Raw genomic sequence first — 26,070 nt, 5'->3', positions numbered from 1 at the left:
ATTTCACGCCGTGTGTTATATCGTAACTAATTGTGTGTGCGCAGGCGTTGAGTCGATGCAAGTGGATCTGGAAGCTGACGGCGCTTCGGTTGAAGGCCTTCCGCGTTTTCAACAGGGTGTGTTCCATGCCCGTCGGCTGCGTCAGGCCGGTATCGGCCTGACGGTGCTGGGTGTGGGCGGTTGGGTGTTGGCGCTGTTTGTCGCTTTGTTTGCGCCGTTGTCGATCTGGCCGGTGGTGTTGATCAACTGCGCGTCGGCATTGCTGGTGCTGGTGGCCGGTCTGCAATCGGCGTGGTGGGTGGCCGATTGGCGTGCCCAGGCGTTGGAAGCGCCGACGGTTGAGTTGCTTGCGCCGCGGGTTGAAGCCACTGGCTGGTATGCGCGCCTGGTCGGGCGGGTGGGCAGCGGCGTGTTGGCGCAGATTGGCACGCCGGTGCTGTGGCTCGCAGGTTGGTCGCTGCTGGCGTTGTTCAGCATTATCGAATTCTGGAACCTGAGGTTGCCGGCTGCGCCTGTAGGCCAATCCGCCAGTATCGGTGCAGCGCTGGCCTTGGCACTGGCCTTTGGTGTCCTGGTGCTCGAACGCCGCCTGGCCCAGGAAACCACTGCACAGTGGCCGGAAGCCTCGCCGTTGGCGCAGTTGAGCCGGGTGGCGATTGCTTGCTTGCTGGTCAGCGCCATTTGCCTGCTGTTTGCCGGCGCCGAATCGGTGTGGCCATTGCGTGTGGCGGTGCTGATGGGCGTGCTGCCGGCCCTGGTGGCGGTGGAGTTTCTGCTCAGGGCCGCGCTGTCGCTGTTCAGCCCCCGCCAGCCGCGGCTCGAACCGCGCCTGATGGCGCAGAGTTTCATCGCCGGGCTGCTGCGTTGGCCGCCACAACCCTTGTTGGCGTTGCAGCACGAATTGCATAACCGCTTCGGCATCGACCTGCGTCAGATCTGGGCATTTACCTACATGCGCCGCGCGTTTTTGCCGGTGCTGCTGGTGGTATTGGCGGTCGGCTGGGCGCTGACCGGCGTGCACGAAGTGCCCCTGCAAGGCCGTGGGATTTATGAGCGCTTTGGCAAACCGGTGCAGGTGTTCGGGCCGGGCCTGCACGCCGGGCTGCCGTGGCCGCTGGGCCGTGTGATCAAGGTGGAAAATGGCGTGGTGCATGAACTTGCCACCAGCGTCAGTGAAGCCGCCACCCTGCAATTGGCCCCCGCCGAAGGCCCGCCGCCCGCCATCGCCAACCGCTTGTGGGACGCCAGCCATGTGAATGACAAGTCGCAGGTGATCGCCAGCAGCAGCGGCGACAAACAGGGCTTCCAAATCGTCAATATGGACGTGCGCTTCGTCTACCGCATCGGCCTGACCGACCACGCCGCGCTGGCCGCCACCTATCACAGTGCGGACGTGCCGAGCCTGATCCGCAGCACCGCCAGCCGTGTCCTGGTGCACGACTTCGCCTCGCGCACCCTCGACGAACTGCTCGGCGAACAACGCACCAGCCTGGCTGACGAGATTGGTCGCAGGGTGCAAGCCGACCTGCACACACTCGACAGTGGCGTGGAGATTCTTGCCACCGTGGTAGAAGCCATCCACCCACCGGCCGGCGCCGCCAATGCCTACCACGGCGTACAAGCCGCACAGATCGGCGCCCAGGCCCTGATTTCCCGCGAGCGCGGCGCCGCCAGCGAGCAAACCAACCAGGCGTTGCTGCAAGCCAGTACCGCCCGCGACCAGGCCATGGCCACCGCGCGTGAGGTGAATGCCGGCGCCCAAGCGGCGAACCTGCGTTTTGTCGCCGAACAAAAGGCCTACGCCAGCGCGGGCCAGGCCTTTGTGCTTGAGCAATACCTCGGTCAATTGAGCCAAGGCCTGGCCCACGCCAAATTGCTGATTCTGGATCATCGCCTGGGTGCCGACGGTGCACCGACGATCGATCTGCGTTCTTTTACCTTGCCGGCCGATCCGTCGATGCCGCGTAAAGCCGTTCAATAAGGAGTCGGTCTGTTGAGCGCTCATTCTCACGATCACGGTCATCACGGCCACCACCATCATCACCACCACGGCGATGCGCACGCGGCCGGCCCCTTCCCGTGGCGGCGTATGGGCTGGGCTGTGTTGCTGGTGCTGTTTGCGGTTGCAGCGGCGAGCCTGGTGCAGGTGCGTTCCGGTGAAGCCACGGTGATTACGCGGTTCGGCAACCCGTCGCGGGTGTTGCTGGAACCGGGCCTGGGCTGGCGTTGGCCGGCACCGTTCGAAGCGGCGATCCCGGTGGACCTGCGCCTGCGCACCACCTCCAGCGGCTTGCAGGACGTGGGCACCCGCGATGGCCTGCGCATCATCGTGCAGGCCTATGTGGCGTGGCAGGTGCAGGGCGATGCCGACAATGTGCAGCGCTTTATGCGCGCCGTGCAGAACCAGCCGGATGAAGCGGCGCGCCAGATTCGCACCTTTGTCGGCTCGGCGCTGGAAACCACGGCGGCCAGTTTCGACCTGTCGAGCCTGATCAACACCGACGCCAGCCAGGTGCGCATCGCCGATTTCGAAGCGCAGTTGCGCCAACAGATCGATCAACAATTGCTCACGACCTACGGCGTGCGCGTGGCCCAAGTGGGCATCGAGCGGCTGACCCTGCCCTCGGTGACCCTCACCGCCACCGTCGACCGTATGCGTGCCGAGCGCGAGACCATTGCCACTGAACGCACCGCCGTGGGCAAGCGCGAAGCGGCGCAGATCCGCTCGGCCGCCGAGCGCGACGCACGCATCGTGCAGGCCGACGCCACGGTCAAAGCGGCCGATATCGAAGCGCAATCGCGGGTCGAGGCGGCGCAGATTTACGGGCGTGCCTACGCCGGCAACCCGCAGCTGTATAACCTGCTGCGTTCGCTGGATACGTTGGGCACGGTGGTGACGCCGGGCACCAAGATCATCCTGCGCACCGACGCCGCACCGTTCCGTGCATTGGTGGACGGGCCCAAGGACATCCAGCCATGACCGAGCGTGACAGCCCGGACAGCCCGTGGATCCAGGCCGGACGCCTGACGTTCATGGCGCTCTACGCGGTGACGGTGTTGGCGGCGCTGGCCTGGGCGCTTTCCAATGTGCGCCAGATCGACCCGCAAAACCGTGCCGTGGTCCTGCATTTTGGCGCCCTGGACCGTATCCAGAACGCCGGGCTGTTAGTGGCCTGGCCGCAACCGTTCGAGCAGGTGGTGCTGCTGCCCGCCGCCGACCGCGTGATCGAGCGTCGGGTGGAGAACCTGCTGCGCTCGGAGGCGGCGGTGCAGGCCGACCGCGTGGCCAGCTTTGCCACGCCCCTGAGCGATGCCCTGGCTGGCTCCGGCTACCTGCTGACGGGCGACGCCGGGGTGGTGCAACTGGATGTGCGGGTGTTTTACAAAGTCACCGAACCCTATTCCTTTGTGTTGCAGGGCGAGCATGTCTTGCCGGCCCTGGATCGCCTGGTGACGCGCAGCGCGGTGGCCCTGACGGCCGCGCGCGACCTGGACACGATCCTGGTGGCGCGGCCCGAGCTGATCGGCCGCGACAACGGCGCCGCTGAACGCCGCGAACGGCTGCGCGGTGACTTGGTGCAGGGCATCAACAAACGCCTGTCGGACCTGACCTCCAGCGGCCTCGGTTTGGGCATCGAAGTCACGCGCGTGGACGTGCAGTCGAGCCTGCCGAGCCCGGCGGTGAATGCGTTCAACGCGGTACTCACCGCCAGCCAGCAGGCCGACAAAGCGGTGGCCAACGCGCGCACCGACGCGGAAAAACTCACCCAGACCGCCACTCAACAGGCCGACCGCCTGGTACAGGTGGCCCACGCCCAGGCCAGCGAACGCCTGGCCAATGCCAGGGCGCAAACTGCCACGGTCGCCAGCCTCGCCCAGGTCAAAGACCCGGGCTTGCTGCTGCGGCTGTACCGCGAGCGCCTGCCGAAGATCCTCGGCCAGGCGGGCTCCGTGACCACGGTCGACCCTAAAGACGACTCCCGTTTGATCATCCAGGGAGCCGAACAATGAGCGCACCCATGCTGACCTCCGTCGAGCAGCGCAGCGCTGCCCGGCAATTGACCCTGGCCATGCTGGCGTTGGGCTTGCTCGTGTTGGGCCTGGTGTGGCGCCGGCTGGCGCCGGACCAGAGTGGTGTCAGCCAGTTGCTGCTGGGTGTGGCGTCGTTGTTGGTGGCCGTGCCGGTGATGCGTTCGGCGTGGTACAGCCTGCGCTTTCCCAGCCTGCATGGCATCACCGACCAACTGATCGCCCTGGCCATGCTTGGCGCCTGGGCGACGGGCGATCTGCTGACCGCCGCGTTGCTGCCGATCATCATGATCTTTGGGCATGTGCTGGAAGAACGCAGCGTGATCGGTTCCCAGGAGGCGATTCACGCTCTGGGCAAACTGACCCGCAGCCACGCGCGCCTGGTTCAGGCCGACGGCAGCGTTGTCGAGGTGGACAACGGCACGCTGAACCCCGGCGATATCGTCGAAGTGCGCGCCGGTGACCGCGTGCCGGCAGATGGCGTGGTGGTGTCGGGCCAGGCGAGCCTGGACACGGCGCCGATCACCGGTGAGTCGGTGCCGTTGGAAGCCAGTGCGGGTGTGCAGGTGTTTGGCGGGGCGATCAACCTCGACGGTCTGCTGCGCCTTGAAGTGACGCGCACCGGCAATGAGTCGACCCTGGGCAAAGTGATTGCCCTGATGCAGAACGCCGAGCGTTCCAAGCCGCCGATCACTCGCCTGCTGGAACGCTACGCGGGCAGTTATATGGTGCTGGTGCTGCTGCTGGCGGCGGTGACCTGGTTTGTGACCAATGACGCCCAGGCGATGCTCGCCGTGCTCGTGGCGGCGTGCCCGTGTGCGTTGGTGTTGTCGGCGCCGGCCACGGCGATTGCCGGGATTGCAGTGGCGGCGCGCCACGGGATTCTGATTCGCAGCTCGGCGTTCCTCGAAGAGCTGGCGGACTTGACCTCGCTGGTGATCGACAAGACCGGCACCCTGACCTTTGGCACCCTGCGTTTGCAGTCCATCGAAACCTCGTCCAGCGATCGCCAGGCGCTGCTCAACCTGGCGGCCAGCCTGGGTTCGGCCAGCAGCCACCCGGTCAGCCGCGCGTTGGCCGGGTTGGCTGCTCAGGAGCAGCGGCCAGCGTTGACCGACATTCGCGAACGCCAGGGCCTGGGCGTGGTGGCGCAGACCGATCAGGGCGAAGCGGCGTTGGGCCGGCCGGAGTTGTTCGAACAGTTGGGCATTGTTACCAGCGCAGTTCCGACCCACGACGGCCCGATTGCCGGGCTGGCGCTGAACGGGCAATTTCTCGCCTGGCTGTTGCTGGCCGACAGCGTCAAACCCGAAGCGCGCCAGGCCCTGCAGGCGCTGCGTGACTTGGGGCTGGGCCGCCAATTGCTGCTGACGGGCGACCGGCAAAGCGTGGCCGACAGCCTGGCCCGGGACGTGGGCATCAGCGATGTCCACGCCCAGGCGTTGCCCGAGGACAAGCTCAACCGCGTGCTGGGGGAAATCGCCAGCGGTTTCCGGCCCATGGTGGTGGGCGACGGGATCAACGACTCGCTGGCGCTCAAGGCCGGTGTGGTAGGCGTGGCCATGGGCGCGGGCGGTGCGGATATCGCCCTGGCGTCGGCGGACGTGGTGTTGATCGGCAGCGATCTGCGTCGCCTGGGCACTTGCGTGCGCTTGAGCCGCCAATGCCGGCACACGTTGCAGGTCAACGTGATTATCGGTTTGGGATGGACGTTGGCGATCGTGGTGTTCGCCGCATTCGGTTGGCTGGGCGCGGCCGGGGCGATGATTGCGGCGGTGTTGCACAACCTTAGTACGTTGTTGGTGCTGGGCAATGCCGGGCGTTTGCTGCGCTTTCAGGAGCCCCTGTCGAAGCTCGACGATTGAATTTCAAAAATAAGTGTTCACGGCTGTAACGCCATGGGCAGGCCTCACTCTAGTGGTGTGTTGAGACTGAGCAATCCGTTCAGAACGACGCCACTACCGATCATGAGGACTACAACAATGAACATTAAATCCGCTGCTGCTGGTGCCGCGCTTGCGATGGCTGCTGCCACGATGTTTGCCGGTGTCGCCACCCAGGTACAGGCCGCTGACGCACAAGTGCATTGCTACGGCGTGACCTCCTGCAAAGGCATGAACGACTGCAAGACCGCTGAAAACGCCTGTAAAGGCCAGGCTGTCTGCAAGGGCCACGGTTTCAAGGCGATGACCAAGGCTGAGTGCGCCAAGGCCGGCGGCACAGTCGGCGAATAACCGGCGAACGAGTGCCACCGCAGCGCGACACCGGCGCTGCGGACACTTTCCCCAGGAGTCAGGCATGTCCGCTTCCCTTCCGAGTCTGGGTTACGGCCTGGGTTTACGCAGCGAGTACTACCCGCAGATCCTCGAACAATCGCCGGCCGTGGATTGGTTCGAAGTGATCTCCGAAAATTATCTGGTGCAGGGCGGTAAAGCCTTGTACTTCCTGGACGCGATCGCCGAGCGCTACCCCTTGGTGATGCACGGCGTGTCCTTGTCCATCGGCGGCCCCCACGCCCTTGATAGGGACTACCTCAAACAGCTCAAACAGCTTGCCGAGCGTATTGCGCCGGCGTGGGTGTCCGACCATCTGTGCTGGAGCCGGGGCAATGCGCACCAGTTGCACGACCTGCTGCCGCTGCCTTACACCGAAGAAAGCCTCTATCACGTCGCCGGCCGGGTTCGTCAGGTGCAGGATGTGTTGCAACGCCCGCTGGTGCTGGAAAACGTCTCCAGCTACGTGCGCGCCAGGGCGGATGAGTTTACCGAGTGGGAGTACCTCAATGCCCTGACCCACCTTACCGGCTGCCAGTTGTTGCTGGACGTGAACAACGTGTATGTCAGCTCGCGCAACCATGGGTTCGATGCCTGGACCTTTATCCGCAACCTGCCACCCGAGAGCATTCGTCAACTGCACCTGGCGGGGCATATGGACTATGGCGACTACGTGGTCGATACCCATGACCAGCCGGTGTGTGACCCGGTGTGGGCGTTGTATCAGCAGACGCTGGAGCACTTGGGCCCGGTCTCGACGCTGCTGGAGCGCGATGACCATTTTCCGCCGTTCCAAGCGCTGCTCACCGAGTTGGACAAGGCCCGCGAACTGGGGGCCGGTGCCCTGGCCAGGAGGACGTCATGCGCCTGACCGATTGGCAATTGGCCTTTGAGCAGCACCTGCTCTGCGAAACGTCGGTTGCCGACAGCCGCTTTGCCGCCAGTTTGCTGGGTGGACCGACACTGGACGTGGACACCGGCCTGGCGATTTATCACAACGCCTACAGGGCACGGTTGCAGGAGGTCTTGCGGCATGACTTCGGCGCGCTGCTGTACTGGCTGGGAGATGACGCGTTCGCCGCGCTGGCCGACGCCTATATACGTCGCTACCCGTCGGCCCACTACAGCTTGCGCTGGCTGGGGCAGCGGTTGCCGGCGTTTATCCTCGAGCATTTCGTGGCACAACACAGTGCGCCGTTGGCCGAGTTGGCGCGCCTGGAATGGGCTTTTACCCTGGCGTTCGACGCTCCCGAGGGCGTGCCACTGACCCTGGATGACATGGCGGCGCTACCACCTGAGGATTGGCCCGGCTTGCAGGTCACGCTGGTGCCGTCGGTGCAGCAATTGCTCTGCCGATTCAACACCCTGGCGATCTGGCGGGCGAGCAAGGCGAAGTCGACTTTCCCCGGCAGCCAGGACCTGGACCCGGCGCAGATCTGTCTGGTCTGGCGCCATCAGCAGGTGTGCAATTACCGCAGCCTGGAACCCGGCGAGGCGTGCGCCATGGCCGGCATGGTGACGACCGGTTGGACCTTCGCAGAACTGTGCGCGCAACTGGCAGTCACTTATGCAGAGGGTGCGCCACTGCAGGCTGTTACGTGGCTCAAGCAGTGGCTCCAGGAGGGCTTGCTGCAGCGGCGGGCGCCATAGTGGCGGGCGATCAAATCGATAGCCTCCTACTTTGTCTGGGGATGGTCTACCCTCTCAGCAGACGTCTGAAACAAGGGGGGACTACTCATGCTCGCGCAACTTCCACCGGCCTTACAGAATCTACAGCTACCGCTGCGTCTACGACTCTGGGACGGCCATGAATTCAACTTGGGCCCCGAGCCCAGTGTGACCATCGTGGTGAAGGACCCCACGGTCGTCTCGCAACTGACCCATCCCACGCTCGATTCACTGGGCGAAGCCTTCGTCGAAGGCAAACTGGAGCTGGAAGGCTCCATCACCGAAGTGATCCGGGTGTGTGATGAGTTGAGTCATGCCCTGGTCGAGGACGATGAAGGCAGTCGCCCGGTGCGTTCGATCCACGACAAAGCCACCGACGCGGCGGCGATTTCCTACCATTACGACCTGTCCAACGCGTTCTACCAGCTGTGGCTGGACCAGGACATGGCCTACTCCTGCGGTTATTTCGAAACCGGCAGCGAATCGATCGACCAGGCGCAACAAGACAAATTTCGACACCTGTGCCGCAAGCTGCGCTTGCAGCCTGGCGAGTATCTGCTGGACGTCGGCTGCGGCTGGGGCGGGTTGGCGCGTTATGCGGCGCGGGAATTCGGGGTGAGAGTATTTGGCATCACCCTGAGCAAGGAGCAATTGGAGCTGGCGAAGGAGCGGGTGAAGGCCGAGGGCCTGGAAGGCCAGGTCGACCTGCAACTGCTCGACTACCGCGACCTGCCCCAGGACGGTCGTTTCGACAAAGTGGTCAGCGTGGGGATGTTCGAACACGTCGGCCACGCCAACCTGGCGCAGTACTGCCAGACCCTGTTTGGCGCCGTGCGTGAAGGCGGCCTGGTGATGAACCACGGGATTACCGCCAAGCACACCGATGGCCGCCCGGTGGGCCGTGGTGCGGGCGAGTTTATCGAGCGTTACGTGTTCCCCAACGGCGAGCTGCCGCATCTGGCGATGATGACCGCCGAGATCAGCGAAGTCGGGCTCGAAGTGGTCGACGTCGAAAGCCTGCGCCTGCATTACGCGCGTACGCTGGACCATTGGAGCGAGCGCCTGGAAGACAATCTGGAGGCTGCGGCGAAGAGGGTGCCGGAGCAGGCGTTGCGGATCTGGCGCCTGTATTTGGCGGGCTGTGCCTACGCGTTTGCGCGGGGCTGGATCAACCTGCACCAGATATTGGCGGTGAAACCGCATGCCGATGGCAGCCATGAACTGCCGTGGACGCGGGAAGACATCTACCGCTGAGGCTGTTTTGCAACACACTGAAGATCACCTGTGGGAGGTGGGCAAGCCCCTCCCACGGTGTCAAAGAATCGGTGAAATCAAACGCGCCACGCGCATGCCCAAGTGTTGCAAACGCCGCGTCTCACGGCTTTCTTCCTGACTGACTTCATGGGCCAGGGCGAAATCGTCCAGCAACATATGCTCGACCTCCTTGGCGAAGGCTTCGTCAACGGTCAGCAGCATCACTTCGAAATTGAGCCGGAACGAGCGGTTGTCCATGTTCGCACTGCCGATGGCGCTGATTTCGCTGTCCACCAGCACCACCTTCTGATGCAGAAAGCCCGGCGTGTAGCGAAACACCCGTACGCCGGCGCGCACCGCTTCGATCGCGTAGAGGCTGGAGGCGGCATACACGATGCGGTGGTCGGGCCGCGACGGCAGCAGCAGGCGCACGTCGACGCCGCGCAGCACCGCCAGACGCAGGGCGGCGAATACCGCTTCATCGGGGATGAAATACGGGCTGGTGATCCACACGCGTTTCGTCGCCGCGTGGATGGCCTCGACAAAAAACAATGAGCAGGTTTCATAGGAGTCGGCGGGGCCGCTGGCGAGCAATTGGCAGAGCACACCGTCCTCGGGGTAGGCGTCCGGCAAAATCAGTGGCGGCAATTGCCGCGCGGCCCAGAACCAGTCTTCGGCAAACGACTCTTGCAGGCACGCCACCACCGGGCCGGTGACTTGCACGTGGGTATCGCGCCACGGCGCCAGCGGCGGTTTTTTACCCAGGTATTCATCGCCCACGTTATGCCCGCCGACAAACCCGGTTATCCCATCCACCACCACGATCTTGCGGTGGTTGCGGAAGTTGACCTGGAACCGGTTGAGCCAGCCGCTGCGCGTGGCGAACGCCTTGATCTGCACCCCGGCGTCGCGCAGCGATTGCACGTAACGATGGGGCAGGGCGTGGCTGCCGATGCGGTCGTAGAGCACGTAGATGCTGACGCCTTGTGCGGCTTTTTCCTTGAGCAGGGCGTGCAGTTGGCGGCCCAGGTCATCGTCGTGAATGATGAAAAACTGGAACAGCACCGCGGTTCTGGCGGCGCGGATGGCCTCGAAAATCGCGCTGAAGGTGGCGTCGCCATTGATCAGCAGGCGTACCTGGTTATTCGCCAGGCAGGGCATGCGCCCCAGTTTGGGCATGGCGCGCAGCGAGGTGTATGCGCTGGAATTGCGTGCGGCCAGGGCCTCTTCGACCCAGGGGCGCCAGTTCAGCTCGGTAATGGCGGTGTGCATTTCCTGGTTGGCCTGACGGCGTGCCTGGATGTAAGCGTCGAACGTGCTGCGGCCGAAGATCAGGTAAGGGATCAGCGTGAGGTAGGGCATGAACATCAGTGACAGCGCCCAGGCGATCGAGCCTTGGGCGGTTCTGACGGTCAGCACCGCGTGAATCGCGGCGAGGGTCCCGAGCACGTGCAGCGTGGCGATGAAGTAGGCGAGCAGGTGCGGGCCAAAGAAATCCATGGACGACGTTACTCCAGACGAACCAATGCCTAACAGACCATGTCTGGCTACGAATGTCGCTATTTTATTTGCCGTGCAACACTGGCGTCTTTGCGGCGTCTAACGGCCACAATTACCCAGGAGTTACCCGATGAATGCTCGTCTGCTCTGTTTATCCATGGTTGTTGGTTTGTCGTTGCCCGTGGCCGCGCAGGCGCAGATGCTGGCGCCGGGGTTGTGGGAGTTGACCACCAGCAATATGAAAGTCGATAACCAGGACTTGCCGGACTTGTCGCTGATCCTGGGTCAGCTCAAGCAACAGATGACCCCCGAACAGCGCGCCATGCTGGAAAAACAGGGCATCACCATGGCCGGCAAGGGCGTACAGGTGTGCCTCACGCCGGCGCAGGTGGCTTCGGACTCGATCCCCCTGACCGACCCGCAATCAGGTTGCAAACAGCAAGTGACCGACAAGACCGGCAACCAGTGGAAATTCCGTTTCAGTTGCCCGAAAGCCCAGGGCACCGGCGTCGCCACCTTCCAGAGCCAGAAAGAGTTCACCACCACCGTCAACGGCACGTTCAATGCGACCGGCATTCAGCAGAAAGGCAGCCTGGACACCCATGCCCAATGGCTGGGCAACGACTGCGGTACAGTCAAACCGCGCGCTTAACGCGCAAACTGCAGCGGCAGGCCCTGGCAGCTTTCGACCACCTGGCCGTTGTGCCACGCCAGGTGGCCCGACACCAGGGTGGTGCTGACGCTATGGCGAAAGCGGCGTTCGGCGAACGGCGTCCAACCGCAGCGGGCCAGGACCGGTTCATCGCACACTGGCTTGCCTTCAGGCTCGGGGTTGATCAGCACAAGATCGGCCCAATAGCCTTCGCGCAGGTAACCGCGGTCCGCGATCGCAAACAGGTCGGCGACACGGTGGCTGGTTTTGGCCACCAGCGTGGTCAGCGGTAAATGCCCGTCCGCCACCAGTTCCAACAGTGCCGGCAGCGCGTGTTGTACCAGCGGTAAACCGGACGGTGCTTCGCGATAGGCCAGCTGTTTTTGCGCCCAGGTATGCGGCGCATGGTCAGTGCCGATCACGTCCAGACGATCACTCAATAACGCCAGGCGCAGCGCGTCGCGGTCGGCGCGTGTCTTGATCGCCGGGTTGCATTTGATCTGGTGGCCCAGGCGGTGATAGTCGCGGTCATCGAACAGCAGGTGGTGCACGCAGACCTCGGCAGTGATGCGTTTTTCGGCCAGGGGTTTGTCGTCGAACAGCGCCAGCTCGCGGGCGCTGGTGAGGTGCAGCACATGCAGGCGCGTGCCGTGACGCTTGGCCAATTCCACCGCGAAAGACGATGATCGATAGCACGCTTCGGCGTCACGGATCAGCGGGTGGGCGACGGCGGGGATCTGGTCGCCAAAGCGCTCGCGCAGACGCGCTTCGTTGGCCTGGATGCTTGGCGTGTGCTCGCAGTGGGCCAGCAGGATGGTCGGCACTTGCGCGAACAGGCGCTCCAGGATGCGTGGGTCGTCCACCAGCATGTTGCCGGTGGAGGCGCCCATGAACACTTTGACTCCGGCCACCTCCCGCGGGTCGAGGGCGGCGACGGTGTCGAGGTTGTCGTTGCTCACCCCGAAGTGAAAACCATAATTGGCCACCGAATGCAGGGCCGCGCGGCGCTTTTTGTCGGCCAGCTCTTGCAGGTTCAGCGTGGCCGGGTGGGTGTTGGGCATGTCCATGAAACTGGTGATCCCGCCCGCCACCGCCGCCCGGGACTCACTGTAGAAGCTGCCTTTTTCCGGTGCGCCGGGCTCGCGAAAGTGCACTTGGTCATCGATCATGCCCGGTAACAGCCACTGGCCTTTGGCATCGATGGACAGCGGGGCGTTACAGCCCTGGATGCTGCTCGCGATCTTCTCGATACGGCCATTGGCGATCAGGACGTCGGCGTCGAACGTCCGGCCTTCGTTGACCAGGCGGGCATTGCGGATCAGCAGGCGACTCATGGCTCAGAACTCGTTTTGCAGGGCTTTGTAACCGCGCACCAGATCGACATTGGTGCGCGCTACGTCTTCGGAAAACTCCGAAGCGCTGACGCTCACCGGCGGGAATTGCGACAGGTCGGTGTTGGGGCCGATGCGGGTGGTGGAGGGCACGTAGAACGCATCCGGCAAGTCGCGGCCGTCGACCACTGAGTTGTGGCGCACCACGCCGCCGTCGCCCACTACGCAGTTGAACAGCACGCTGTTGAACCCGATAAACACACGGTCACCCACGGTGCAGGGGCCGTGGACGATGGAACGGTGGGCGATGGAGGTGAATTCGCCGATGGTCACCGCCGCGCCGGATTTGGAGTGGATGACCACGCCGTCCTGGATATTGGAGTTGGCGCCGATGGTGATGGGGTCCATGGCGCCGCTGGCGTCGACTTCGTCGGCACGGATCACGGCGTAGGGCCCGACGAAAACGTTCTCGCCGATGATGACTTTGCCGCAGATGATGGCGGTCTTGTCGACATAGGCCGATTCGGCAATCACCGGCAGATCGCCGGAAGGGTTCTTGCGGATCATTCAGCAGGCTCCGTAATGATGTGTACGTGGTCGCCGTCGATGGCGTTGTAGAAACAGGTCGGGCGGCCGGTATGACAGGCAGGGCCCAATTGGTTGACGATCAGCAGCACCGCATCACCGTCGCAATCCAGGCGTGCTTCGACCAATTGTTGCCAGTGGCCGGAAGTCTCGCCTTTGCGCCACAGCTGCCGGCGCGAGCGTGACCAATAGCAGACGTGCCCTGTGGCCAGGGTCTCGTTGAGGGCCTGGCGGTTCATCCAGGCCAGCATCAACACCTGGCCGTTGCCATGTTGCTGGGCGATGGCGGCGATCAGGCTATCGCTGTTCCACGGCAGGGCGTCGAGCACGGCGTCGAGTGGAAAGCGGCTGCCGAGGGCAGCGCTTTCCAGGTCGAGCATGCTCAGGTTCATGGCTTGCTCAGGGCGGCGCACAGGGTGTTGAGGTTGTATTCGAACAGGCCGGTAAAGGTGCTGGCCGGGCCTTCGGCGGCGAGGGCATCGGAGTACAGCGTGCCGCCGATCTGCGCGCCGCTTTCATCAGCGATCTGCTTGAGCAGGCGCGAGTCTTTGATGTTTTCCATGAACACGGCCTTGACCTTGTCTTTGCGGATCTGGGTGATCAGCGCGGCGACTTCGGCAGCCGAAGGCTCGCGTTCGGTGGACAGGCCCTGAGGCGCCAGGAACTGAATGCCATAGGCCTGGCCGAGGTAGCCGAAGGCATCATGGGAAGTGACGATTCGACGGTTGCCCGCCGGCAGGGCGCCGAACTTGGCCTTGGCTTCAGCCAGCAGGCGGTAGATTTCTTTGAGGTAGGCCTGGCTGTTGCGCTGGTAGTCGGCAGTGTTGGACGGGTCGGCGGCGATCAGCGCTTTGGTGATGTTGTTCACATAGATTTCGGCGTTGGCCAGATTGTGCCAGGCGTGAGGGTCGGGGATGGTCTCGCCGTCTTCGTCCATGGTGTGGGAGATCACGCCCTTGCTGGCGGTGACCACCGTGGCCTTGGTTTCGGTGCTGGCCACCAGCCGGTCCAGCCATGGTTCGAAGCCGAGGCCGTTTTTGATGATGAGTCGGGCCTTGAGCAGCGCCTTGGCGTCATCCGGCGTGGGCTCGTAGGTATGGGCGTCGGCGTCGGGGCCGACCATGTTGCTGATCTGGATGTGGTCACCACCGATCTGGTGGGTGATGTCATCGAGAATACTGAAGCTGGTGACAACCTGGAGTTTGTCGGCAGCCTGGGCCATCGACAACGGCAGCAGCAGACTGAACAGCACGAGTAGAGCGCGCATCGGGAAACACCTCATTGGGATGACAGTAAGGGCGGGCGGCGCAGCAAACCGTGCACCGGACCGAAGACCACGGACAGCAGGTACCCACCGCCAGCCACCAGCACAATCGCCGGGCCGCTGGGCAGTGAGTAGTAGAACGACAGCAACAGACCCAGCCATACCGACAGGCATCCCAGCACCGCCGAGACTGCGATCAACACCGGCAAGCGCCGGCTCCAGAAGCGTGAAGCGATGGCCGGCAGCATCATCAGCCCCACCACCATCAGCGCGCCGATCGCCTGGAAGCCGATCACCAGGTTCAGCACCACCAGCGTCAGAAACAGCCCGTGGGCCAGCGGACCCAGACGGCTGACGGTTTGCAGGAACAGGGGGTCGAGGGTGTCCAGCAACAGCGGTTTGTAGATCAGCCCCATGGCGATCAGGCTGAAACCCGTAACCCAGAGCATGCCGGTGAGGGTGGTTTCATCGACCGCCAGGGCGGAGCCGAACAGCAGGTGGAGCAGGTCCAGGCGTTTGCCAGCGATGCCGAGTATCAGCACCCCGGCAGCGAGGGAGATGGGGTAGATGGCGGCGAGGCTGGCGTCTTCGCGCAAGCCGGTGCGGCGGGTGATCCACGCCGACAGCCCGGCCATGCTCAGGCCGGCGCCCAGGCCACCGATGGTCAGCGCCGGCAGGCTTAGCCCGGCGAACCAAAAGCCCAGGGCGGCGCCGGGGAGGATGCCATGGGCCACGGCGTCACCGATCAGGCTCATGCGCCGCAGGATCAGGAATACGCCCAGCGGTGCGGTACTGCAGGCGAGCACCAGCCCGCCGATCAGGGCGCGGCGCATAAAAACGAAGTCGACGAAGGGCATCCATAGGTGCGCGGTGAAGTGCATCAAGCCACCTGCATCTGTGGCTGTGGACGGATCAGCGCTTTGCTGGGGCCGAACACGCAGCCATTGCTTTTGACCTGCAGCACTTGCTCGGTGTGCTGGCGCACGGAGGCGAGGTCATGACACACCACCATCAGCGTGCGGCCTTCGGCGTGCCAGGCGTGGATATGTTTCCAGCACAGCGCCTGGCCGTCTTCGTCGAGGGCGGCGTGGGGTTCGTCGAGCAGCAACACGGGCGAATCCGTCAGGCTCATGCGGGCGAGGAGGGCGCGTTGCAATTGCCCGCCGGACAAGGCCATTAATGGGCGCTGTTCCAGGCCGCTGAGGCACCAGTCCTCCAGCACCGCTTGCAGGCGGTGGCTGCGTTGTTGCGGGGTGAACTTGGAGCCCCAGAAACCGGCCGCCACCAACTCTTGCAGGCTGATAGGAAACTGGCGGTCGAGGTGTTGTTGCTGCGGGAGGAAGGCCAGGCCACCACGGCGGGGAACCTCCACGGTGACTTTCCCGGCCAATGGCTTTTGAAGGCCCGCGATGACTTTGAGCAGGCTGCTTTTACCGCAGCCGTTGGGGCCGATCACCCCGGTGAGGCTGCCTTTAGCGAGGGTCAAATCCAGGGCTGGCGTGAGCGGTTGGCCGGGGGCGCCCCAGCGCAAAGTGGTGCAGGTGATCATGCAGAGTGTCTCGTCCAGCGGCTTTCAGCCACGGCATCGTGCGCGTGCAGGCTTTCGGCGTGGATCACTTTGAGGTGGAAGGCTTTGACGGCATCCGAGCGTTTCAAGGCGAGGTTCAGACGGCGGGCGGCGTCTTCGCAGAACATCAGGTTCTGCCCGTTGGCCAGGGCGAAGGCTTGTTCGTCCGCACGTTTCACAGCGGTTTGTACAGCGGTGCCGAGGGCGGCTTCGGCGTCGTTGATCAGGTCGGTAAGTGCCAGGTGATCGCCTTGCAGATGCACATGCAACTGCGCGCTGCTGCGCTGGCTGTGGGGCGTGGCGACAATGCCGTTGGCGCTGCCGAGCCAGTTCAGCACCGCGTCATGCTGCAATGGCTTGTCGCCGAAGTCGTCGAGAAATTGCTGCTGAATCAATTGCCTGGCAAGGGCAGCAGAGCATGGGCAGGTTGATGAATAGGTCACGTCAATTTTTTGTTCCACGTGGAACATCTGGTTTTCAAGACGGGCCTCAATGGTCACTGGGTAGGTTTTCCAGCCCGTCAAAGGACTGACCAACGCCGGACGCTTGAGCAGCAGGTGTGTGTGGATACGCAGGTAGGCGTTCTTAGATAAATCTTCATGACTGTCGAGAAAGCGCTGCAGTACATTGCGCAGAAGTGCAGGTGTGAGGGACTGCTCATCAAGCATTTCCAGCGCCAGGTACAGACGCGACATATGAATGCCACGGGCGCTGCCGTCGTCGAGGCTGACGCCCGCATCTGCGGTGGCGGTCAGGCGCTGCCCATCGATCAGAACAGGCAGGGCAATGCCGCACATGCCCACCCAGTCAAGTGGCAAGGCTTGGCGTGAAGCCTGCGCGGCAATATCCGGCAGAGTCAGCGCATTCATAAGCAGGTCCATCGTTGGAAATAATTCGACATGTTATAGTATAACAATAAGGCCGACGATGAATTTTCTGCTCCAGCCTTTTTTCAGTCATGTCGAGTACGGACGCTCCTTCTCTTCGCGGTATTTGTCATGCACAGACGTCAGCTTCTCAACCTGCTCCTGGCCAGCCCGCTGTTCGCGTTGCCGTTCGCCGCGCACGCCACGCAGATTCGCAATGCCCGCTTGTGGCGCTCGGACGACAAGCTGCGTCTGGTGTTCGACCTCAGCGGACCGGTGCAGTACAAGACGTTTTCCCTGACCGCGCCGGAACGCGTGATCATCGACCTGAGCGGCGCGGGGCTCAGTGGCGACTTTTCTCAGCTTGAGTTGAAAAACAGCGGCATTACCTCGATTCGCTCGGGGCATTTCGGCAAGGCGGATACGCGCATCGTGCTCGATCTGGCCGCGCCGATGCAGCTCAACAGCTTTGTATTGCCGCCTCAGGACGGGCAGGGGCACCGCCTGGTGCTGGACCTGACCAGTGCCACCCACGCGCCGCGTCAAATCGCGGCGGAACCTGCACCCTTAGTGGCGCCGGTGGATAAAACCCACCCCAAGCGCGACATCATTGTGGTGGTCGACCCCGGTCACGGCGGCAAGGATCCAGGCGCGGTCGGGTCCAAGGGCCAGCGCGAGAAAGACGTGGTGCTGTCCATTGCCCAGTTGCTGGCCAAACGCCTGAAACGCGAGAAGGGCTTTGACGTGAAACTGGTGCGCAACGACGACTTTTTCGTGCCGCTGCGCAAGCGCGTGGACATCGCCCGCCAGCACAAAGCCGATATGTTTATCTCGGTGCATGCGGATGCGGCGCCACGGCTCACGGCGTCGGGGGCGTCTGTGTATGCGCTGTCCGAAGGCGGTGCCACCTCGGCCACGGCGCGTTTTATGGCGCAGCGCGAAAACGGCGCCGACCTGTTGGGCGCCACCACGTTGCTCAATCTCAAGGACAAGGACCCGATGTTGGCCGGTGTGATTCTCGACATGTCGATGAACGCCACCATCGCCTCCAGCCTGCAACTGGGCAGCTCGGTATTGGGCAGCCTGCAAAACATCACCAGCCTGCATCAGAAGCGTGTTGAGCAGGCCGGGTTTGCGGTGCTCAAATCACCGGATGTGCCGTCGATCCTGGTGGAAACGGGCTTTATCTCCAATGCCCAGGACGCCCAGCGGCTGGTCACGGCGCGTCACCAACAGGCTGTGGCGGACGGTTTGTTTGAAGGCCTGAAAAAGTACTTCCAGAAGAACCCACCGATGAACAGCTACATGGCCTGGGTGCAGGAACAGAAGAGCGAGCAGGCCTAACAGCCGGTGATGCGGCTGCAGGTGAACTTGGCGCTGGCGCCCCCGGAGCTGGAAAACCGGTTGATCGTGGTCCATCCCACACGCCGCGTATAACCGACCCATGCCTCACCGTCCGACGCCAACCCGGTAAAGAACGTCAGCTGCCCATAGCGGCTGTTGGTCTGGGCCCAGTAGCGTTTGCCGATCACCTCGAAACCGCGCAGATAGGTGGTGCTGCCGAGGGTCGCCACGCTGTAGCTATTGCCCAGCGGGTCGGCACAGGCCAGCACATTGGCGCTGCGCGTGCAGTTGGCCAGCAGGCTCGGCGCCTGGGCGCAGGCAGGTCCTGCGGCTGCCAATAACAGGGCGCACACCAGGTATTTCATAGGGTTTCTCGGGCTGGGGAGGTGTTCAAGCATTGCGCCCTTCGTCGCAGGGAGCAAGGGGGATTGGCTTATTTGTATTGTTATACTATAACATAAAAGAACAGCCTGACCCGTGATCCCGTTGCCATGACCGAACAAGACCTGCTGGCCCAACCGCCTGCCGATTACATGAATGACGCCCAACGAGGGTTCTTTCGTGCGCTGTTGCTGACCCAACGCAATGAGTTGCAAGCGCGCATCGAAGGCGAATTCCTGGTACTGCGCGAGCAGGAACCCAATAGCGACCCGGCCGATGTGGGCAGTGCTGAAGAGCAGCGCCAATGGCAACTGCGCCTGCTGGAGCGGGAAAAGAAGCTCCTGGACAAGATCGATGAGGCCCTCGAGTTGCTCGCCCGTGGTGAGTACGGCTGGTGCCGCGAAACCGGCGAGCCCATTGGTCTGCAACGCCTGCTGCTGCGCCCGACCGCCACCCTGTGTATTGAAGCCAAAGAACGTGAAGAGCTGCGCGAACGCCATAAACGGGCGATTTGACCGGCCACCCCTGATGAGGACTCCCTGATGCCCAACCGTCTACCCGTTACTGTGTTGTCCGGCTTTCTCGGCGCCGGTAAAAGCACGCTGCTCAACTACGTTCTGCGCAATCGCGAAAACCTGCGCGTGGCTGTGATCGTCAACGACATGAGCGAAATCAATATCGATGGCAGCGAGGTGCAACGCGACGTCACCCTCAACCGCGCCGAAGAAAAACTGGTGGAGATGAGCAATGGCTGCATCTGCTGCACCTTGCGTGAAGACCTGCTGGAAGAGGTCGGAAAACTCGCCAAGGAGGGTCGCTTCGATTACCTGCTGATCGAATCCACCGGCATTTCCGAACCCTTGCCGGTGGCCGAAACCTTCACCTTCCGCGATGAAAACGAGCAAAGCCTGGCGGATATCGCGCGCCTGGACACCATGGTCACCGTGGTCGACGGCATGAATTTTTTGCTCGACTACCAGGCCGCCGAAAGCCTGGCCTCACGGGGCGAAACCCTGGGTGAAGAAGACGAGCGTTCCATCACTGACCTGTTGATCGAGCAAATCGAATTCGCCGACGTGATTTTGATCAGCAAGATCGACCTGATCAGCAGCCGCGAGCGCGAAGAGTTGATGGCCATCCTTGAGCGTCTCAATGCCCAGGCGGAAATTATCCCAATGGTCATGGGCGAAGTACCGCTGAACAAAATCCTCAACACCGGGCGCTTCGACTTCGAGCGCGCGGCACAGGCGCCGGGCTGGCTGCAGGAGTTGCGCGGCGAGCATGTGCCGGAAACCGAAGAATACGGCATCGCCTCCACGGCCTATCGCGCACGCCGCCCGTTCCACCCGCAACGTTTTTTCGACTTTATCGACCGGCCCTGGGTTAACGGCAAATTACTGCGTTCCAAGGGTTTTTTCTGGCTGGCCAGCAAGCATCAGGATGCGGGCAGTTGGTCCCAGGCCGGTGGTTTGATGCGCCACGGGTTCGCCGGGCGCTGGTGGCGTTTCGTGCCGAAAAGCCAGTGGCCGCAGGACGAAGAAAGCGTCGCGGCGATCATGGGCAACTGGCAGCTGAGTACCGGCGACTGCCGCCAGGAGCTGGTGTTTATCGGGCAGAACATCGATTTCGCCCAGATGCGCGCTGAGTTGGATGCGTGCTTGCTTACCGATGAAGAAATGGCCCTGGGTGTTGAAGGTTGGCGCCTGTTGGCTGATCCATTTGGTCCCTGGTATGAAGAGGCAGCCTGATGCTGGCACCCGTTATCCCCCTGCGCCCGGTGATTCGCCAGACCCGCGGCGAAACCCCGCTGGCGCTGTCCGACATTCTCGAAGACGGCGTGAACCTGGCGTTGTGGCAGCGCCAATTGCCACTGCACATCGCCGAATTCGGTGCCTTGCTGGTGGCACTCAACGAGCCATTGGCCGATTCGATGGTCATTGAGCTCGACCGCGAAGATGCTGCGCCGAATTTGCGCGGATTGGCGTCCAGTTGTCGCGATCTTGAGGGCTACGAAGGCTTTATCGCCGATGTCGCATGGCTGGTCAGCGCCTTTGCCTGCCTGCTCGGCGCCAAGCGTATCGGCGTGCGCCTGCGGTTGCTGGATAAAGCCATGTGCCCGCGCTTTCACGTCGACCACGTGCCGGTGCGGCTGATTACCACCTATGCCGGGGTCGGCAGCCAGTGGCTGCGTGAAGGGGTGATGGATCGGCGCAAGCTCAGCCAGGCGGAGGCCGAACCCCACGAGCGCATCGAGCAGATCCAGTGTGGTGAAGTGGCGCTGCTCAAGGGCACCAAATGGCACGGCAACGAGGCGCACGGTCTGATCCATCGGTCACCTGCCCTGAAAGCTAATGAGCGCCGATTGATTCTGACGCTGGATTGGCTGGCGTAACCGCGTAGGATCAAATGCTCTACATGGCCTGAATGATGCCCCTGATGCTGCAGAACATTCCCACCCACGTGATTGCCGGGCCCCTGGGTGCCGGCAAGACCAGCCTGATCAAGCACCTGCTCGCCCAACGGCCGGCCAACGAGCGCTGGGCGGTGTTGATCAACGAGTTCGGCCAGATCGGCCTGGATGCGGCGCTGCTGACACAGGACGATGACGGTATTGCCCTCGGCGAAGTCGCGGGTGGCTGCCTGTGCTGTGTGAATGGCGCGCCGTTCCAGGTCGGCCTGGGTCGCCTGTTGCGTAAGGCCACGCCCGATCGATTATTTATCGAACCGTCAGGGCTGGGCCATCCCGCGCAATTGCTCAAACAGTTGCGTGAAGCACCATGGCAGACGGTGTTGGCGGTGCAGCCTTGTGTATTGGTGTTGGACGTCCAGGCCCTGGCGGCGGGCAAACCCTTGCCGCCTGCACAGCAGCAGGCCCTGGCGAGCGCCGGCCTTTTGGTGTTGAACAAGGATGAGGCGCTGGACACGGCGCAGCGCCAGGCGATCGAACAGCAGTTACCCGACTGCCCGCGCTATTGGACCCACCAGGCGCAGTTGCCGTTGGCACAGCTGCCGGGCCTGTATGCCAAAGCGGGTGCGGCTGTGGATAACGTCTACATGCCCAAAGGCTTGGCGCAGATGCCGGCGGTCTGGAGCGATCCCGCGTTGCCCATCTGCTTGAGCCAATCCCAGGAGGACGGTTGGAGCATTGGTTGGCGCTGGCACCCCAGCCAGTCGTTCGATCCCGAGCGTCTGGCGCAATGGCTCACGCACCTTGAGTGGCGCCGCGCTAAGCTGGTTATCCACAGCCGGGACGCATGGGTGTCCGCCAACGCTGTGGATAACAGCCCGTTCACCTGGCTGCCCAGCGAATGGCGTCGCGATACCCGGATTGAATTGATCTTCAGCGCACCACAGGACGTGGCTGCGCTGCAGGCCGAGCTGGCAGCCTGCCGCTACTGACGGTTCTTGGCCGCGTGGTCCTGGCGCCACTGGCTCAGCTCGATCACTTCGGCGCTGGGCAGCGCTTCCTTGGCCTCGAACGGGTAGGGCGCCAGTTCGATCTGCGCGCTATGGGCGCCGAATTGGGTGATGGTGCCACTGTGCCGGGACTCGCCCGTGACAGTGAATTCAAAGTTGTAGACCCGCGCCAGACGCCGGCGCCCGTTGGCATCCTTCACAAAACCAATGCGCTTGAGCGCAACTGCACCGTCGAGCAACTCGATATCGAGCTTGGCGCAATGCTGCTTGACCCGCGCCAGCGCCCGCTCGCGCAGGCCGTGGTTGTGCCATACCCAGGCGGCACCGGTCGCCAGCAGCATCAACACGAAGATGTTTCCCAGGGTCAGCATGTGAAAAACTCCAACAAAGTGAGCGCAGCTTAACTGTGTCGCCGGCCTGTCGTACAGGCTGCGTTTAGTCGCATACTGCGCGGCCAGAATTTCAATGGCTTTACGGAAATCCCCTGCATGAAACGCACCCCTCATCTGCTTGCGATCCAGTCTCATGTGGTCTTCGGCCACGCCGGAAACAGTGCCGCCGTGTTCCCCATGCAGCGGGTGGGGGTGAACGTTTGGCCACTGAACACGGTGCAGTTCTCCAACCACACCCAGTATGGTCAGTGGGCGGGCGAGGTGCTGGCGCCGCAGCAGATTCCTGCGTTGGTGGAAGGCATTGCCGCCATCGGAGAGCTGGGCAATTGTGACGCGGTGCTGTCCGGCTACCTGGGCAGTGCGGACCAGGGACGGGCGATACTTACCGGTGTGGCGCGGATCAAGGCCATCAACCCCAAGGTCCTTTACCTGTGCGACCCGGTGATGGGGCATCCGGAAAAGGGCTGCATCGTGCCGCAGGAAGTCAGCGATTTCCTGCTCGACGAAGCCGCCGCCATGGCCGACTTCCTGTGCCCCAACCAGCTGGAACTGGACAGCTTTGCCGGGCGCAAGCCGCAGTCACTGTTCGATTGCCTGGCCATGGCCAAGGCCTTGCTGGCCCGCGGGCCGAAGGCCGTGCTGGTCAAACATTTGGATTACCCCGGCAAGCTGCCGGATGGCTTCGAGATGCTGCTGGTCACCGCCAACGGCAGCTGGCACCTGCGTCGGCCGCTGCTGGCGTTCCCGCGCCAGCCGGTGGGCGTGGGCGACCTGACCTCCGGGCTGTTTCTGGCGCGGGTGTTGTTGGGCGACAGCCTGCTGGCGGCATTTGAGTTCACCGCCGCCGCCGTGCATGAAGTACTGCTGGAAACCCAGGCTTGTGCCAGTTATGAACTGGAACTGGTGCGGGCGCAGGATCGGATTGCCCATCCGCGTGTGCGGTTCGAAGCGACGCCGATCGGCCTCTAAGTACGCAGGACCCAATGTGGGTCTGCAGCGTGGAAATTAAAGCGCGTCCGCCTTGATCTCCTGATAGCGCTTCTCCAGCTCCTGGCGGATCTGCCGGCGTTGCTGGGCCTGTACGAACCGGCGCTTGTCTTCGCTGTTACGGGGTTGCAGCGGTGGCACGGCGGCCGGTTTGCGCTGGTCGTCCACGGCCACCATGGTGAAAAAGCAGCTGTTGGTATGACGCACCGAGCGCTCGCGGATGTTCTCGGTCACTACCTTGATCCCCACTTCCATCGAGGTATTGCCGGTGTAGTTGACCGACGCCAGGAACGTCACCAACTCGCCGACATGGATCGGCTCGCGAAAAATCACTTGGTCCACCGACAACGTCACCACATAGCGACCGGCATAACGGCTCGCGCAGGCGTAGGCCACTTCGTCGAGGTACTTGAGCAGGGTGCCGCCGTGGACATTGCCAGAGAAGTTGGCCATATCAGGGGTCATCAATACCGTCATCGACAGCTGGGCGTTTCCGGGTTCCATAGCACACTCACGGGTTGTAGGCATTGGTTGGGGGGCACCTCTGCGGGTGCTGGAGTCGTTGCAGCGCGACCCTTTACGGGACGCCGGCGGGCGGCTTGCCGTCACGCGCCGGCCGATCTGTTTCCATATATTGCACCGGCTTTTCGGTGGAAGTCGCGGTGTTAACCTTCAAAAGCCCATCCCAGGGCATTTCTTACGATTAAGGCAGACTTTTCCTTCCGTATTTTGCGACTTTTCATATGCGCGAGCGGAAGTGGAAAAGCGCCAGCACCCTCAAGGAGCCCCTCGCCATGCACGCCATCAGCTTTATCCAGGACTTGGCCGTGATCATGTTGGTGGCAGGGGTGGTCACCGTGCTGTTTCACCGCCTCAAGCAGCCGGTGGTGCTGGGTTACATCGTCGCCGGTTTTATCATTGGGCCCCACACGCCGCCGTTCGGCCTGATCCACGACGAAGACACCATCAAGACCCTGGCCGAGTTGGGGGTGATCTTCCTGATGTTCTGTCTGGGCCTGGAGTTCAGTCTGCGCAAGCTGTTCAAGGTGGGCGCCACGGCGTTTATCGCGGCCTTCCTGGAAATCATCCTGATGATCTGGATCGGCTACGAAATCGGCCGCTGGTTCGACTGGAACACCATGGACTCGCTGTTCCTCGGCGCCATCCTGGCGATCTCCTCGACCACCATCATCGTCAAGGCGCTCAACGACCTGAAGATGAAAGACCAGCGCTTCGCCCAGCTGATTTTCGGCGTGTTGATTGTCGAAGACATCCTGGGGATCGGCCTCATTGCCTTGCTGTCGAGCATCGCCGTGAGCGGGACGGTGAGCTCCGGCGAGGTGTTTTCCACCGTCGGCAAACTCTCGCTGTTTATGATCGTGGCATTGGTCATCGGTATTCTGCTGGTACCGCGGCTGTTGGCCTACGTGGCCAAGTTCGACAGCAACGAGATGCTGCTGATCACGGTACTGGGCCTGTGCTTCGGTTTCTGCCTGTTGGTGGTCAAGCTGGAATACAGCATGGTGCTGGGGGCGTTCCTGATCGGCGCGATCATGGCCGAGTCCCGTCAGTTGATTAAGATCGAGCGTTTGATCGAGCCGGTTCGCGATATGTTCAGTGCGATCTTCTTTGTGGCGATCGGTTTGATGATCGACCCGCAGATTCTGCTGCAGTACGCCTGGCCGATTGCGGTGATCACCGTGGCGGTGGTTCTGGGCAAAATGTTGTCCTGCGGATTGGGGGCGTTTATCGCAGGTAATGACGGCCGTACCTCACTGCGGGTGGGCATGGGGCTGTCACAGATTGGCGAATTTTCTTTCATCATCGCCGCGTTGGGCATGACCTTGCAGGTGACCAGCGACTTTCTTTATCCGGTGGCGGTCGCGGTGTCGGCGATTACCACGCTGCTCACGCCTTACTTGATTCGCGGTGCCGACCCATTGTCATTGAAGCTTGCCGCCGTGATGCCCCAGCGCATGAGCCGGGTATTCGGTATGTATGGTGAGTGGCTGCGCAGCATTCAGCCCCAGGGCGAGGGCGCGATGCTGGCGTCAATGATCCGCAAGATCATCCTGCAAGTGGGGGTCAATCTGGCGCTGGTGATCGCGATCTTCTTCGCCGGCAGCTTTTTTGCGGCGCGCATCGGTGGGTATCTGGAAGGTTGGATCAGCGACCCCAGCTGGCAGAAGGCGTTGATCTGGGGTGGGGCGTTGTTGCTGTCGCTGCCGTTCTTGATCGCGGCCTACCGCAAGCTCAAGGCGCTGTCGATGTTGCTGGCTGAGATGAGCGTGAAGCCGGAGATGGCTGGGCGGCATACGCAGCGGGTGCGACGGGTGATTGCGGAGCTGATCCCCATTTTGTCGTTGCTGGTGATCTTCCTGCTATTGGCAGCCTTGTCGGCCAGTATCTTGCCGACCAACAAGTTGCTGGTGCTGATCGCCGTGGTCGCGGCGGCGGTAGCGGCGGTGCTCTGGCGCTGGTTCATCCGCGTGCATACGCGGATGCAGGTCGCCTTGCTGGAGACCCTGGCTAACCACAAGGATACGCCGGAGCACTAGGG

At 62.7% G+C, this 26,070-nt stretch carries 27 protein-coding genes; 16 read left to right on the top strand and 11 right to left on the bottom strand.

Annotation, left to right across the window (positions count from 1 at the left end; translation table 11 throughout):
• Positions 1-55: 55 nt before the first annotated feature.
• From hflK (PSH59_RS26020) to cfaB, 8 genes are all read left to right on the top strand, one after another.
• On the top strand, positions 56-1,981 hold the full coding sequence (gene hflK, locus PSH59_RS26020) for a protease modulator HflK (RefSeq protein ID WP_305393995.1): 1,926 nt from the start codon (positions 56-58) through the stop codon (positions 1,979-1,981).
• A gap of 9 nt (positions 1,982-1,990) precedes the next feature.
• Positions 1,991-2,980: a protease modulator HflC gene (hflC, locus tag PSH59_RS26015; RefSeq protein ID WP_248082106.1), complete on the top strand. Its 990-nt coding sequence runs from the start codon at positions 1,991-1,993 to the stop codon at positions 2,978-2,980.
• Positions 2,977-4,011: a protease modulator HflK gene (gene hflK, locus PSH59_RS26010; RefSeq protein WP_305393994.1), complete on the top strand. Its 1,035-nt coding sequence runs from the start codon at positions 2,977-2,979 to the stop codon at positions 4,009-4,011. Before hflC ends, hflK (PSH59_RS26010) begins: the two co-directional genes overlap by 4 nt.
• Positions 4,008-5,894, top strand: coding sequence for a cation-translocating P-type ATPase (locus PSH59_RS26005; protein WP_305393993.1), 1,887 nt, complete (start codon positions 4,008-4,010; stop codon positions 5,892-5,894). The genes hflK (PSH59_RS26010) and PSH59_RS26005 overlap by 4 nt, the downstream gene beginning before the upstream one ends.
• Positions 5,895-6,011: 117 nt before the next feature.
• On the top strand, positions 6,012-6,263 hold the full coding sequence (locus PSH59_RS26000; RefSeq protein ID WP_248082002.1) for a hypothetical protein: 252 nt from the start codon (positions 6,012-6,014) through the stop codon (positions 6,261-6,263).
• Positions 6,264-6,327: 64 nt separating this feature from the next.
• Positions 6,328-7,173 (top strand): DUF692 domain-containing protein, encoded by an 846-nt coding sequence (locus PSH59_RS25995; protein ID WP_305393992.1) that lies wholly within the window; start codon positions 6,328-6,330, stop codon positions 7,171-7,173.
• Positions 7,164-7,952, top strand: coding sequence for a DNA-binding domain-containing protein (locus PSH59_RS25990; protein ID WP_248081999.1), 789 nt, complete (start codon positions 7,164-7,166; stop codon positions 7,950-7,952). The genes PSH59_RS25995 and PSH59_RS25990 overlap by 10 nt, the downstream gene beginning before the upstream one ends.
• Positions 7,953-8,039: 87 nt before the next feature.
• Positions 8,040-9,224, top strand: a complete 1,185-nt coding sequence (gene cfaB / locus PSH59_RS25985) for a C17 cyclopropane fatty acid synthase CfaB (protein ID WP_305393991.1) — start codon at positions 8,040-8,042, stop codon at positions 9,222-9,224.
• 60 nt (positions 9,225-9,284) lie between these two features.
• Here cfaB and cls read toward each other — a convergent pair whose 3' ends face one another.
• Entirely contained in the window at positions 9,285-10,724 is a 1,440-nt protein-coding gene (gene cls, locus PSH59_RS25980) for a cardiolipin synthase (protein WP_305393990.1), read from the bottom strand.
• A 130-nt stretch (positions 10,725-10,854) separates the two neighbouring features.
• On the opposite strand from cls, the gene PSH59_RS25975 reads away from it, so the two are divergent.
• Entirely contained in the window at positions 10,855-11,376 is a 522-nt protein-coding gene (locus tag PSH59_RS25975) for a DUF3617 domain-containing protein (RefSeq protein WP_065886672.1), read from the top strand.
• On the opposite strand, the gene PSH59_RS25970 is transcribed toward PSH59_RS25975, so the two are convergent.
• Genes PSH59_RS25970 through folE2 form a run of 7 tightly spaced genes read right to left on the bottom strand, consistent with a single transcriptional unit; the run spans position 11,373 to position 16,992 of the window.
• Positions 11,373-12,710 carry a dihydroorotase gene (locus tag PSH59_RS25970; protein WP_305393989.1) on the bottom strand — a complete coding sequence of 446 codons (1,338 nt, stop codon included), beginning with the start codon at positions 12,708-12,710 and terminating at the stop codon, positions 11,373-11,375. The two genes, PSH59_RS25975 and PSH59_RS25970, sit on opposite strands and share 4 nt — an antisense overlap.
• A gap of 3 nt (positions 12,711-12,713) precedes the next feature.
• Positions 12,714-13,274: a carbonate dehydratase gene (locus PSH59_RS25965; RefSeq protein WP_305393988.1), complete on the bottom strand. Its 561-nt coding sequence runs from the start codon at positions 13,272-13,274 to the stop codon at positions 12,714-12,716.
• Positions 13,271-13,684 carry a phosphoribosyl-AMP cyclohydrolase gene (hisI, locus tag PSH59_RS25960; RefSeq protein ID WP_305393987.1) on the bottom strand — a complete coding sequence of 138 codons (414 nt, stop codon included), beginning with the start codon at positions 13,682-13,684 and terminating at the stop codon, positions 13,271-13,273. Before hisI ends, PSH59_RS25965 begins: the two co-directional genes overlap by 4 nt.
• Complete coding sequence (locus PSH59_RS25955; RefSeq protein ID WP_305393986.1) at positions 13,681-14,559, bottom strand: metal ABC transporter substrate-binding protein; 879 nt, start codon at positions 14,557-14,559, stop codon at positions 13,681-13,683. Before PSH59_RS25955 ends, hisI begins: the two co-directional genes overlap by 4 nt.
• 11 nt (positions 14,560-14,570) lie before the next feature.
• A complete protein-coding gene (locus PSH59_RS25950; protein WP_305393985.1) occupies positions 14,571-15,437 on the bottom strand; it encodes a metal ABC transporter permease in 867 nt (288 codons plus the stop codon).
• Complete coding sequence (locus PSH59_RS25945) at positions 15,437-16,105, bottom strand: metal ABC transporter ATP-binding protein (protein ID WP_305393984.1); 669 nt, start codon at positions 16,103-16,105, stop codon at positions 15,437-15,439. Before PSH59_RS25945 ends, PSH59_RS25950 begins: the two co-directional genes overlap by 1 nt.
• Positions 16,102-16,992 carry a GTP cyclohydrolase FolE2 gene (gene folE2 / locus PSH59_RS25940; RefSeq protein ID WP_248081979.1) on the bottom strand — a complete coding sequence of 297 codons (891 nt, stop codon included), beginning with the start codon at positions 16,990-16,992 and terminating at the stop codon, positions 16,102-16,104. Before folE2 ends, PSH59_RS25945 begins: the two co-directional genes overlap by 4 nt.
• A 129-nt stretch (positions 16,993-17,121) precedes the next feature.
• Between folE2 and PSH59_RS25935 the strand changes: the two genes are divergently transcribed.
• Positions 17,122-18,333, top strand: a complete 1,212-nt coding sequence (locus PSH59_RS25935) for an N-acetylmuramoyl-L-alanine amidase (protein WP_248081977.1) — start codon at positions 17,122-17,124, stop codon at positions 18,331-18,333.
• Here PSH59_RS25935 and PSH59_RS25930 read toward each other — a convergent pair.
• Complete coding sequence (locus PSH59_RS25930; RefSeq protein ID WP_248081976.1) at positions 18,330-18,698, bottom strand: glutamine synthetase; 369 nt, start codon at positions 18,696-18,698, stop codon at positions 18,330-18,332. The genes PSH59_RS25935 and PSH59_RS25930 overlap by 4 nt on opposite strands.
• Positions 18,699-18,824: 126 nt before the next feature.
• Here PSH59_RS25930 and dksA point away from each other — a divergent pair, with 126 nt between their 5' ends.
• Genes dksA through PSH59_RS25910 form a run of 4 tightly spaced genes read left to right on the top strand, consistent with a single transcriptional unit; the run spans position 18,825 to position 22,113 of the window.
• Positions 18,825-19,229, top strand: coding sequence for an RNA polymerase-binding protein DksA (gene dksA, locus PSH59_RS25925; RefSeq protein ID WP_305393983.1), 405 nt, complete (start codon positions 18,825-18,827; stop codon positions 19,227-19,229).
• 27 nt (positions 19,230-19,256) lie between these two features.
• Positions 19,257-20,462, top strand: a complete 1,206-nt coding sequence (zigA, locus tag PSH59_RS25920) for a zinc metallochaperone GTPase ZigA (RefSeq protein ID WP_248081972.1) — start codon at positions 19,257-19,259, stop codon at positions 20,460-20,462.
• Positions 20,462-21,106, top strand: a complete 645-nt coding sequence (locus PSH59_RS25915) for a DUF1826 domain-containing protein (RefSeq protein ID WP_305393982.1) — start codon at positions 20,462-20,464, stop codon at positions 21,104-21,106. Before zigA ends, PSH59_RS25915 begins: the two co-directional genes overlap by 1 nt.
• Before the next feature lie 44 nt (positions 21,107-21,150).
• Entirely contained in the window at positions 21,151-22,113 is a 963-nt protein-coding gene (locus PSH59_RS25910; protein ID WP_305393981.1) for a GTP-binding protein, read from the top strand.
• Here the strand turns inward: PSH59_RS25910 and PSH59_RS25905 are convergent.
• Positions 22,107-22,502 carry a DUF3301 domain-containing protein gene (locus PSH59_RS25905; RefSeq protein ID WP_248081966.1) on the bottom strand — a complete coding sequence of 132 codons (396 nt, stop codon included), beginning with the start codon at positions 22,500-22,502 and terminating at the stop codon, positions 22,107-22,109. The genes PSH59_RS25910 and PSH59_RS25905 overlap by 7 nt on opposite strands.
• Before the next feature lie 117 nt (positions 22,503-22,619).
• Here PSH59_RS25905 and pdxY point away from each other — a divergent pair, with 117 nt between their 5' ends.
• Complete coding sequence (gene pdxY, locus PSH59_RS25900; protein WP_248081964.1) at positions 22,620-23,492, top strand: pyridoxal kinase PdxY; 873 nt, start codon at positions 22,620-22,622, stop codon at positions 23,490-23,492.
• Between the two features lie 36 nt (positions 23,493-23,528).
• On the opposite strand, the gene PSH59_RS25895 is transcribed toward pdxY, so the two are convergent.
• On the bottom strand, positions 23,529-24,014 hold the full coding sequence (locus PSH59_RS25895; protein ID WP_248081962.1) for an acyl-CoA thioesterase: 486 nt from the start codon (positions 24,012-24,014) through the stop codon (positions 23,529-23,531).
• A 290-nt stretch (positions 24,015-24,304) separates the two neighbouring features.
• Between PSH59_RS25895 and PSH59_RS25890 the strand changes: the two genes are divergently transcribed.
• Positions 24,305-26,068 carry a cation:proton antiporter gene (locus PSH59_RS25890; RefSeq protein WP_305393980.1) on the top strand — a complete coding sequence of 588 codons (1,764 nt, stop codon included), beginning with the start codon at positions 24,305-24,307 and terminating at the stop codon, positions 26,066-26,068.
• Positions 26,069-26,070 lie beyond the last annotated feature (2 nt).

Source organism: Pseudomonas sp. FP2309 (assembly GCF_030687575.1).
Taxonomy (GTDB): Bacteria; Pseudomonadota; Gammaproteobacteria; order Pseudomonadales; family Pseudomonadaceae; genus Aquipseudomonas.
Note: the sequence above shows the minus strand (reverse complement) of the source record. Positions and strands in the feature narration are given on the sequence as shown.

Excerpts from the sequence above, each read along its gene's own strand:
- hflK (WP_305393995.1), top strand. The coding sequence starts at position 56 with ATGCAAGTGGATCTGGAAGCTGACGGCGCTTCGGTTGAAGGCCTTCCG.
- hflK (WP_305393994.1), top strand. The coding sequence starts at position 2,977 with ATGACCGAGCGTGACAGCCCGGACAGCCCGTGGATCCAGGCCGGACGC.
- PSH59_RS26005 (WP_305393993.1), top strand. The coding sequence starts at position 4,008 with ATGAGCGCACCCATGCTGACCTCCGTCGAGCAGCGCAGCGCTGCCCGG.
- PSH59_RS26000 (WP_248082002.1), top strand. The coding sequence starts at position 6,012 with ATGAACATTAAATCCGCTGCTGCTGGTGCCGCGCTTGCGATGGCTGCT.
- PSH59_RS25995 (WP_305393992.1), top strand. The coding sequence starts at position 6,328 with ATGTCCGCTTCCCTTCCGAGTCTGGGTTACGGCCTGGGTTTACGCAGC.
- PSH59_RS25990 (WP_248081999.1), top strand. The coding sequence starts at position 7,164 with ATGCGCCTGACCGATTGGCAATTGGCCTTTGAGCAGCACCTGCTCTGC.
- cfaB (WP_305393991.1), top strand. The coding sequence starts at position 8,040 with ATGCTCGCGCAACTTCCACCGGCCTTACAGAATCTACAGCTACCGCTG.
- cls (WP_305393990.1), bottom strand. The coding sequence starts at position 10,724 with ATGGATTTCTTTGGCCCGCACCTGCTCGCCTACTTCATCGCCACGCTG.
- PSH59_RS25975 (WP_065886672.1), top strand. The coding sequence starts at position 10,855 with ATGAATGCTCGTCTGCTCTGTTTATCCATGGTTGTTGGTTTGTCGTTG.
- PSH59_RS25970 (WP_305393989.1), bottom strand. The coding sequence starts at position 12,710 with ATGAGTCGCCTGCTGATCCGCAATGCCCGCCTGGTCAACGAAGGCCGG.
- PSH59_RS25965 (WP_305393988.1), bottom strand. The coding sequence starts at position 13,274 with ATGATCCGCAAGAACCCTTCCGGCGATCTGCCGGTGATTGCCGAATCG.
- hisI (WP_305393987.1), bottom strand. The coding sequence starts at position 13,684 with ATGAACCTGAGCATGCTCGACCTGGAAAGCGCTGCCCTCGGCAGCCGC.
- PSH59_RS25955 (WP_305393986.1), bottom strand. The coding sequence starts at position 14,559 with ATGCGCGCTCTACTCGTGCTGTTCAGTCTGCTGCTGCCGTTGTCGATG.
- PSH59_RS25950 (WP_305393985.1), bottom strand. The coding sequence starts at position 15,437 with ATGCACTTCACCGCGCACCTATGGATGCCCTTCGTCGACTTCGTTTTT.
- PSH59_RS25945 (WP_305393984.1), bottom strand. The coding sequence starts at position 16,105 with ATGATCACCTGCACCACTTTGCGCTGGGGCGCCCCCGGCCAACCGCTC.
- folE2 (WP_248081979.1), bottom strand. The coding sequence starts at position 16,992 with ATGAATGCGCTGACTCTGCCGGATATTGCCGCGCAGGCTTCACGCCAA.
- PSH59_RS25935 (WP_248081977.1), top strand. The coding sequence starts at position 17,122 with ATGCACAGACGTCAGCTTCTCAACCTGCTCCTGGCCAGCCCGCTGTTC.
- PSH59_RS25930 (WP_248081976.1), bottom strand. The coding sequence starts at position 18,698 with ATGAAATACCTGGTGTGCGCCCTGTTATTGGCAGCCGCAGGACCTGCC.
- dksA (WP_305393983.1), top strand. The coding sequence starts at position 18,825 with ATGACCGAACAAGACCTGCTGGCCCAACCGCCTGCCGATTACATGAAT.
- zigA (WP_248081972.1), top strand. The coding sequence starts at position 19,257 with ATGCCCAACCGTCTACCCGTTACTGTGTTGTCCGGCTTTCTCGGCGCC.
- PSH59_RS25915 (WP_305393982.1), top strand. The coding sequence starts at position 20,462 with ATGCTGGCACCCGTTATCCCCCTGCGCCCGGTGATTCGCCAGACCCGC.
- PSH59_RS25910 (WP_305393981.1), top strand. The coding sequence starts at position 21,151 with ATGCTGCAGAACATTCCCACCCACGTGATTGCCGGGCCCCTGGGTGCC.
- PSH59_RS25905 (WP_248081966.1), bottom strand. The coding sequence starts at position 22,502 with ATGCTGACCCTGGGAAACATCTTCGTGTTGATGCTGCTGGCGACCGGT.
- pdxY (WP_248081964.1), top strand. The coding sequence starts at position 22,620 with ATGAAACGCACCCCTCATCTGCTTGCGATCCAGTCTCATGTGGTCTTC.
- PSH59_RS25895 (WP_248081962.1), bottom strand. The coding sequence starts at position 24,014 with ATGGAACCCGGAAACGCCCAGCTGTCGATGACGGTATTGATGACCCCT.
- PSH59_RS25890 (WP_305393980.1), top strand. The coding sequence starts at position 24,305 with ATGCACGCCATCAGCTTTATCCAGGACTTGGCCGTGATCATGTTGGTG.